General features: G+C 67.0%; 3 protein-coding genes. All 3 read left to right on the forward strand.

Features of this window, described 5'->3' with window-relative positions:
- The coding region (locus tag ACODSZ_RS22945; protein WP_488928621.1) for a TauD/TfdA family dioxygenase at positions 1-3530 on the forward strand (3530 nt) is incomplete at its 5' end.
- A complete protein-coding gene (locus tag ACODSZ_RS22950) occupies positions 3527-6616 on the forward strand; it encodes a non-ribosomal peptide synthetase (protein ID WP_488928622.1) in 3090 nt (1029 codons plus the stop codon). The genes ACODSZ_RS22945 and ACODSZ_RS22950, both read left to right, overlap by 4 nt.
- A gap of 31 nt (positions 6617-6647) precedes the next feature.
- Positions 6648-8280 (forward strand): condensation domain-containing protein (locus ACODSZ_RS22955; protein WP_488928623.1); only part of this gene is annotated, 1633 nt, incomplete at its 3' end.

Here is an 8280-nt window from a genome sequence, read left to right on the forward strand (position 1 = left end):
ACTTCGTGCCGTCGATGCTGCAGGCTTTCGTCAACGACGGCCACGGTGCGGATTGTCCCGGCCTGCGCCGCGTGATCTGCAGTGGCGAGGCGCTGCCGATGGAATTGCAGCAGCAGACCCAGCGCCAGTTGCCGCAGACTGCCTTGATCAACCTGTATGGGCCGACCGAAGCGGCCATCGACGTCACCCACTGGACCTGCCAGCCGGATGACGAAGGCAATAGCGTACCCATCGGCCGCCCCATCAGTGCCACCCGGACCTATGTGCTGGACGCGGCATTGCAGCTGGTGCCGCCGGGCGTGGCCGGGGAGTTGTACCTGGGCGGCGTGAATCTGGCACGCGGTTATCTGAACAAGCCGGGACTGACGGCCGAGCGTTTCGTCGCCGATCCGTTCTCCGACAACGGGCAGCGTCTGTATCGCACCGGGGACCTGGTGCGCTGGCGCGAGGATGGGCAATTGATGTATCTGGGTCGGCTGGATCATCAGGTCAAGCTGCGCGGGCTGCGCATCGAACTGGGCGAGATCGAGGCCGCCTTGCTGGCGCAAGCTTCGATTCGTGAAGCAGTGGTGGTGGCGGTGGAGGGCCAGCGACTGGCGGCGTATGTATCGCTGCAACAGGGCCATGGATATGACGAGGCGGCATTGAAGACGGCATTGGCCGCGCATCTGCCCGAGTACATGGTACCGGCCATCATCATGGTGCTGCCGGCGCTGCCCCTGAACACCAATGGCAAGATCGACCGCAAGGCCCTGCCGCCGGTGCAGATCAGTCAGGAGAGCGACTACAGCGCCCCGCAAGGCGAGATCGAACTGGCGCTGGCAGCGATCTGGCAAGACGTGCTGGGCCTGCCCCAAGTTGGGCGGCAAGACAATTTCTTCGCCCTGGGCGGGCATTCATTGCTGGCCACCAGCGTGGTCACGCGCTGGCGCGCACGTCATCCGCAGCACACACTGACGTTGCGCGACCTGTTTGCCGCGCCCGTGCTCGGCGAACTGGCGCAGCTGATTGCACGCAGTCGCGCACCGCAGGAAGAGCAGCCCGCGCTCAAGCCGGTAGCGCGCACGCCGCGCATGCCACTCTCGCCGATGCAGCAGCGCCTGTGGCTGGTGGATCGCATGCAGGGTGGGGCGGCCGCCTACAACATGACGGCAGCGCTGCAGTTCGATGGCGTACTGGCACCAGCCTCGCTGGCGCAGACACTGGCGCTGCTGGTGCAGCGTCACGAAATCCTGCGCACCAGCTATCACGAGGATGATGAAGGCGAACCCGTCGCCCGCATCGTATCGCCGGCGGACAGCATCCCGCTGCTGGCGGTACAGGATCTGCGCGCGCAGGCGCCGGACGTGCAGCAGCAGATGCTGGCCGTATTGCGGCGTGAAGAAGCCGTGCGCCCCTTCGATCTCACCACCGTGCCGCTGCTGCGGGCGGTCCTGGTGCTACTGGCTCCGACGCAGGATGGTCGGCCGCGCCAGGTGCTGCTGCTGGCGGTGCATCACATCGCCGCCGATGGTTGGTCGGTCGGGGTCCTGATCCGAGAGTTCTCGGCGATCTACCGCGCACTGCACGCGGGCCAGGCGCCCGCGCTGGCGGCACCGACGCTGCAATACGCCGACTATGCAGCGTGGCGGCAGCAACAGGGTATGCGCGCCACCGAGGAAGACTTCTGGCGTGCGGCCCTGCAAGGAGCCCCGGCGCAGCCGGCCTTGCCGGTGGACCTGCCGCGGCCGGCACAGTGGTCGGGCGACGGTGCGCGCCTGTCAGTACGTATCCCCGAGCGCCTCACAGGGCAGTTGCAAGCTCTGGCGCAGGCGTGCGACTGCACGCTCTTCATGCTGCTGCTGGGCAGCTTCCAGTTGCTGGTGCATCGCCAGAGCGGACAGGACGACCTGCTCATCGGTACCGATGTGGCCGGGCGCGAGCATGCGGCACTGGAAGAGATGGTCGGGTTCTTCGTCAACGTGCTGCCGCTACGCTCGCGTCACCAGCCCGAACAGAGCTTTGCACAGTGGCTGGCGGCTACGCGCGGCACAGTGCTCGATGCCTTCGCCCACTCCTCGTTGCCCTTCGAGCGTATCGCCGAACTGGCCACGGCGCGCCGCGACCGCCGCTGGAACCTGCTGGTGCAGCTGCTGTTCGTGATGCAGAACATGCCCACGCATGACTTCGACTTGCCCGGCCTGGAGGTGCAGGCGCTGCCCGCCAGCCATGCCCATGCCAAGTTCGACATCGCGCTGTTCGTCACCCCGGTGGATGGCGCGCTGCAGGCCGACTGGGTCTATGCCAGCCAGGTTTTCCAGAGCGGCACCATGCAGCGCATGGCGGCGGCCTGGGTCGCGTTGCTGGAGCAGATCGTGGCACAACCGCACTGGCCGCTGTCCCGGTATGAAATCCCTCTCATGAAAGAACCCCTGACCATGTCAAGCACTGTTTCCGTTTCCCCTGCCCGAGCGCCGCTGGCCCCGGGCAAGCTCGACAAGCTCAACAAGCTCAAGGGCATGAGCGCGGCGGCCCCCAAGGCGGCTGTGCGCATGCGCCCCCTGCGACCCGGCACCGACTTTCCCTTGCTGGTGGAGGCCACCAGCGCCGACCTCGATACGGTGGCCTGGGCGCGTGCCAACCAGCCGCTGATCGCCAGTCTGCTGGAGCGTCATGGCGGCATCCTGTTCCGGCGCTTCGGCCTGGCTACGCCGCAGGACTTCGAGCGCTTCGCCGAAGCCATCGAGCCGGAACTGTATGGCAGCTATGGCGACCTGCCCAAGAAGGAGGGGGGCAACAAGACCTATCGCTCCACCCCCTATCCCGAAAAGCAGATGATCCTGTACCACAATGAAAGCGCCCACATCGAACGCTGGCCGCGCAAGCAGTGGTTCTTCTGCGAGCTGCCGTCTCCGGTAGGCGGGGCCACACCCATCGTCGATTGCCGTGAAATGCTGCGTCGTCTTCCTCCCGCGCTGCGGCGCGAGTTGCAGCAAAAGCAGTTGCGCTACGTGCGCACCTTCACGCCACGTCTGGATGTGAGCTGGCAATCCTTCTTCGGCACGGACGACCGTGCCGTGGTGGAAGCCCGGCTGACGGCAGCCGGCACCGGCTATCGCTGGCTCGATGAAGACACCCTGCAGACCAGTACACTTTGTCCGGCAGTGATCGTGCATCCGGTCACCGGAGCGGAGGTGTTCTTCAACCAGGTGCAGTTGCACCATCCGTATTGCCTGGAGCCGGAAGTACGCCAAGACCTGCTGTCCATGGTTGGTCCGGAGCGCCTGCCGCGCAATGTGCTCTTCGGTGATGGCACACCCATTCCCGATGCCACCATGGCCCTGATCGGTGAACTCTACGAACAATGCGCAGTGCGCTTCGACTGGCAGCAGGGCGATGTGGTCATGCTCGACAACATGCTGGCCGCGCATGCCCGCGATCCCTACGAGGGGCCGCGCAAGATCGTCGTGGCCATGGGCGCCATGGTGGAACGCGCCGAGGTCAGCGCGCCCTCTACCGCCGTCGATGAACTCTCGGAGGGCGCAGCATGAGGCCACTGGACCAGACTGTCGCGCTCAGTTCCGAACAGCGCCTGCAGCAGGCGCACGCCCACACAGCCCATATCCTGCCATTGCACTGGCAGGGGCCGCTGGAGAGCGCGCGTCTGCAGGCCGCATGGAGCTGGGTCGTCGCGCGTCACGCCGTCCTGCGTCATGCCTTCGGCCAGGCCGAAGGCTATCGTGGTCTGCGTCAGGCGCCGTTGCCGCAGCCTCCGGGCCAGAGTCTGCAATTGCACATGCTGCCGGCGGGTGCCGCCATGCCGACGGTAGCGTTCGATCTGGCGCGCGGGCACGTGATTCAGGGCTGGCTGGTCGAGGACGCGCCCCAGCGTGGCCGCCTGCTGGTGGCGGCCGCGTCCCTGGCGCTCGATGAGCGCAGCCTGTGGTTGCTGGCCGATGAGCTATGGCGTCGCTACCATGATCAGGACCTGTCCACCGGGGAGGCTTTCCAGTACACCGATTATGTGCAGTGGCGCCAGTCTCTCGAGGAAGACGACGATGCCCGCATCGGCCAGGCCTACTGGGCCCATCAGGCCCAGCAACTGGAACAGACGCCGGCGCTGCGGTTGTCCTATCGGCGCGAGGCAGGGGCGGCTGCGGCGGTTCCGGCGCTTCTGCACCACCGTATTGCCGAGGAGATGGCGAGCGCCCTTCAGAGCGGGCAGGCCAGCGGGCGATGGCAGGTCGCCACTGTGCTGCAGGCGGCCTGGCTGGCCCTGCTGGCTCGCCTGGGACAGCAGTCCCGGATCGCCTGCGCCTGGCAGCACGATTGCCGCGACGATTACGAACCCATGGCCCAGGCGCTGGGCTTGTATGGCAAGACCCTGCCGCTGATCCTGAACGTGCCGCCGCAAGCCTCGTTGAGCGAACTGGTGAACCAGCTGGCCGCGCAGCAGGAGCAGCATGTGGCGGCCCAGGAATATCTGCCCGATGATCTGGCTGCCAGACCAGCGGAGATCGGCTTGAGCGTGCGTCATGCCGTCGGGCGCTGGCAGGAAGGTGCACTGCAGTGGGCGTTGCAGGGGGCGGCCTCGGGTGATCCCCGCCTGTCGCTGGCGCTGCATGTTGATCTGTCCGATCCGGCCGCGCCTGGTTTGCAGCTGCATTACGATGCGCGGCACTACGACGCCGTCAGCATGACCGGTTTGCTGCGCCAGTACCAGGCCTGGCTGCGCGAGCTGCTGGCACGACCCGATACCGCCTGCAGCGAATTGCAATGGGATGATGCCGCCATCTGGCCGCAACGACTGTCGATGACGGCAGAGGTGCTGCCGCTCGGGCGCGACACGCTGCTCACGCACATTGCCGCACATGCGCTCAATACGCCGCACGCCATTGCCTTGTCTAGTGCCGACGGTCAGATCAGCTATGGGCAACTGCTGCAGCGCGTGAACCAGTTGGCGCACTGGTTGCAGTCGCAGGGCGTGAGGCCCGGCGCGCATGTGGCGCTGGTGCTGCCACGCTCGCCGGAACTGGTGATGGCGCTGCTGGCAGTCTGGCGCTGCGGTGCCGCCTACGTCCCCATCGATCCCGACTGGCCCGCCGTGCGCCAGCAGGCGATACTGGCCGATGCGGCTCCGGCACTGGTGCTGCATGATGGCAAGGCACCGGCCGCCGACGGGCTGCATTGCGCGCTGTGGCCGGCCGACCTGCAGGGCTATTCCATGCAGGCGCCGACGGTCGCGCCGGCGTTGCAGGACCTGGCCTATCTGCTCTACACCTCGGGTTCGACCGGCACCCCCAAGGGGGTGTTGATCGAGCATGCGCAATTGCTCAACTACGTGGTGGCGGCGTCGCAGGGCATGGGCCTGGCGCCATGTCGCTGCTGGGGACTGACCAGCACGGTGGCGGCCGATCTGGGCAATACGGCGCTGTTCGCCGCGCTGCTGCATGGCGCCGAACTGGCCATCGCCGACGCCAGCGACATGCAGGATGGTGCGCACTTCGCCGCCTTCCTGCAACGTCATCGGGTCGATGCGCTCAAGATCGTGCCGTCGCATCTGGAAGCCTTGCTCGATGGCGGCTCTGCCGTCCTGCCCGCGACCCTGGTACTGGGCGGCGAGAGTAGCCCGGCGGCCTTGCTGCGGCGGATCTGGCAATGTCAGCCGCAGGCCCGCATCTTCAACCATTACGGCCCCACCGAAACCACGGTGGGCGTGATGTGGCATGCGTGTTGCGCCAGCGACGCCGCCAGCGGGGCCGCTGCCGCGCCGCTGACCCGCGTGATGGCCAACTGCCGCGTGGCGATCCTGGATGCCGACCTGCGCCCCGTGCCGGTAGGCGGCATCGGCCAGCTTTGCATCGCCGGGGCCCAGCGCAGCCGCGGCTATCTGAACCGTCCACCGGAAGACCGCCAGGCTTGGTATCGCAGCGGCGACCTGGCCTGCCATCTGCCCCAAGGCGGGCTGCGCATCCTGGGGCGCTCGGACGAACAGGTGAAGATCCGCGGCTTTCGCGTCGAACCGGCCGAGATCGAAGCAGCGCTGTTGCAGCAAGCCGGCGTGCGCCAGGCCTGCGTCATGCCGCAGGGCGAACCCGCGCGGCTGATCGCCTGGGTGAGCGGGGAGAATCTTGCCGTGGAACCCTTGCGACTGGCCTTGCGGGATGTGCTGCCGGAGGCAATGCAGCCAGCGCGCATCCTGGCGCTGCCATCCTTCCCGCGACTGGCCAATGGCAAGATCGACCGGCGCGCCTTGCTGGATGCGCTGGCCGAATCGCCAGCCGAGAGCGGGCAGGGCGGCGAGGCACGGGCTGTGGCGGACGATCTCGAATTCGTCGTGCTGGACACCATGCAGCAACTGCTGCCCGCCACGCCCGCCTTGGGCCGCGACAGCGATTTCATCGAAGCCGGCGGACATTCGCTGCTGGCCATCAAGCTGGTGGCGCGGTTGCGCAAACTGCTGCAGATCGAGATTGCCCCGGCCCTGGTGTTTGATCATGCCACCCCGGCCGCGCTGGCGGCCGCGCTGCGCGCACAAGCCCCCGATGCCGCCGCCCTGGCCGAGCTCGCGGGCCTGCGCCGCACGCTGCTGGAAATGCCCGCAGCGCAACGCGACGCCCTGTTGGAACAGGCCTAGATCGTCGGCCCTTTTCTTGGATCACGCTTTCATGAACGAAAAAAATCATCAGTTGCTGGCCCTGCTGCAAGCCGATCAACGCGAACACGAACGGACGGACAAGGAGGGGCCTCAGGATGGACCGGCGCCGCTCTCGTTCTCGCAGCAGCAGCTGTGGTACCTGCACCAGCTCGAAGCGCAACAGACTGCCTACAACCTGACGCGCGCCTTCCGCCTGTGCGGCGTACTGGATCACGCTGCCCTGCAGGCGGCCTTCGAGGCCGTGGTCGCACGGCACGGCAGCCTGCGTACGCGCTTTGCCGAACAGGACGGCGTGGCCTGCCAGGAGGTCCTGCCCACCGTATCGCTGCCGCTGCAGCTGAGCGACCTGCGCGAACTGGCCGCCGATGCGCGGGAGGCGCAAGTGAGCGCGGCCATCGAGGCCGCCACGCGTCACGTCTACGATCTCTCCCGCGCACCGCTGCTGTTCGTGCATCTGTTACGGTTGGACGAGCAAGAACATGTGCTCATCATGGGCATGCACCACATCGTATCGGACGCCTGGTCCAATCCCATCGTCGCGCGCGACCTGCAGCAAGCCTATGCGCAAGCGCTGGCCGGGCAGGCCCCAAGACTGCCGCCGCTGGCCTTGCAGTACGCCGATCATGCCCGCCGGCAGCGAGCGCAGTGCCAGGGCGAGTGGTTGCGGCAGGAACTGGATCACTGGCAAGCCCGGCTGGGCCCGGAAGTGCCGCCGCTGAACCTGCCGGTGGAGCGTGGCGACAGCACTGATGCCCAGGCAGGTGCGGGTTACAGCCTGGTGCTGGAGGAGTCGCTGGCGGCGCGTGTGCGCCAGTTCTGCCAGCAGGAGCGCTGCACGCCCTTCGTGGCCATGCTCGCGGCCTGGCAGGTAACGCTGCGCCATTGCTGCGGGCAGGACGATTTTGCCGTCGGTATTCCACAGGCCGGACGCAACCACCCGGCGCTGCAGGAGATGGTGGGCTTCTTTGTCACCACCCAGGTGATGCGCGCGCGCCTGGACCCCGGCATGAGCCTGCGCACGCTGTGCCGCCAGGTGCGCAGCGATACGCTGGAAGCCATGGCCCATGCCGAGCTGCCCTTCGAACTGCTGCTGGAACGCTACCCCGCCGAACGCGGCCTGCCGCGCCATCCGCTGTTCCAGACCCTGTTCGGGCTGCAGGTCATCGAGGGCAGCGGCACGCTGGATCTGCCGGGCTTGCAGGCCAGTACGCTGGAGATCGACCTGCATGCGGCCAAATTCGATCTGGCCATGGACGTCAAGATCATCCGCGGGCAGGTCAAGCTGCGGCTGGAATACCGTCGCGCACTGTTCCGGGAGTCCAGCATTGCCCGTATCGGTACTGTCTATCTCAGTGTACTGGAACACTTGGCCAGCGCAGCCGACACCCCCATCGGTGAACTGGCGTTGCTGGGCGCGCAGGAACAGTCGGCGCTACAGGCATGGAGCGTCAATGCGCAGGCCCATGAGGCCGGCAACGTGCTGGCGGTGATCGAAGCACAGGCAAAGGCACGCCCCGAGCGGCTCGCCTTGCGGGTACCGCATACCGGGCAGGTACTCGATTACGGCCAGCTCAACGCCCGCGCCAACGCCCTGGCGCAGTGGCTGATGGCACAGGGCCTCACGCGTGATCAACGGGTGGGCG

The organism is Herbaspirillum sp. FG34 (genome assembly GCF_057809315.1).